General features: G+C 65.0%; 2 protein-coding genes. Both read left to right on the forward strand.

The annotated features are described in order from the left end of the window. Positions 1–784 (forward strand): protocatechuate 3,4-dioxygenase subunit beta (gene pcaH / locus G6035_RS19520; protein ID WP_176618762.1); only part of this gene is annotated, 784 nt, incomplete at its 5' end. Continuing rightward, on the forward strand, positions 777–1,338 hold a 562-nt coding region (gene pcaG, locus G6035_RS19525; RefSeq protein WP_176618763.1), incomplete at its 3' end, for a protocatechuate 3,4-dioxygenase subunit alpha. The genes pcaH and pcaG, both read left to right, overlap by 8 nt.

Below are 1,338 nucleotides of genomic sequence, written 5' to 3' on the forward strand. Positions count from 1 at the left end.
GGAGACGCAGCGGGAGTTGAGTTTGGAGATGGGGGCGCTTGGGGGCGCGTATCGGGAGTCGGTGGCGGGTGGCGGGGTGGTGTTGACGCAGCCGAGGTTGGATTATGCGCCGTATCGCAGCAGTGTGTTGCGGCATCCGACGAAGGGTTTGCAGCATGTGGATCCGGAGACGATTGAGTTGTTTTCGCCGGCGTTTGGGCATCGGGATGTGGATCCGCTGGAAGCGGATTTGACGATTGTCCATGGTGGTGAGCCGCAGGGTGAGCGGATCAGGGTGGCCGGGCGGGTCCTGGATGGTGACGGGCGTGCGGTGGCGGGTCAGTTGGTGGAGATTTGGCAGGCGAACGCGGCGGGGCGGTATGTGCATAAGCGGGACCAGCATCCGGCGCCGATTGATCCGAATTTTACCGGGGTGGGGCGGTGTTTGACGGGTCCGGACGGGTCGTATGCGTTTACCACGATCAAGCCGGGGGCGTATCCGTGGAAGAACCATCTGAATGCGTGGCGGCCGGCGCATATTCATTTTTCGTTGTTTGGCAGTGAGTTCACGCAGCGGATCATTACGCAGATGTATTTTCCGGGGGACCAGTTGTTTGCGTTGGATCCGATTTACCAGTCGGTGGTGGATGCGGACGCGCGGGAGCGGTTGGTGGCCACGTATGACCATGGGTTGACGTCCCCGGAGTGGGCGTTGGGGTATCGGTGGGACATTGTGTTGACGGGGTCCAGGCGGACCTGGACGGAAAATGAGGCCTTTGGCCCGGAGGGAGATGACCATGAGTGAGTTGGTGCCCACGCCCGGGCAGACGGTGGGCCCGTTTTTTGCTTATGCGTTGCCCTTTGACAGGGACAGTGAACTGGTGCTGCCGGGGGTGGCGGGCAGTGTGCGGTTGCACGGGACGGTCCGGGACGGGGCCGGGGAGCCGGTGCCGGATGCGATGGTGGAGATCTGGCAGCCGGATGCGCAGGGCCGGGTGGTGGCGGAGTCGGGGTCCCGGGCGCGGGACGGGTACACGTTTACCGGGTGGGGCCGGGCGGCCACGGACCGGACCGGGGCGTACAGTTTTACCACTGTTGAGCCCGGGCCGGTGTCTGCGGGTGCGGCGGCGTTCATTGCCGTGGTGGTTTTTGCCCGCGGGTTGACGAACCGTTTGTTCACCCGGGTGTACCTGCCCGGGGACGAGGCGGCCCTGGCCGGGGATGCGTTGTTGTCGGCCCTGCCCGCGGACCGGCGCAACACGCTCCTCGCGGTCCGTGGGCCCGACGGCGCCCTGTCCTGGGACATCCGCCTCCAAGGCGAAAACGAAACCGTCTTCCTCGACTTCGAACCAACCACCG

This window comes from Arthrobacter sp. SDTb3-6, from assembly GCF_013376095.1.
GTDB lineage: Bacteria > Actinomycetota > Actinomycetes > Actinomycetales > Micrococcaceae > Specibacter.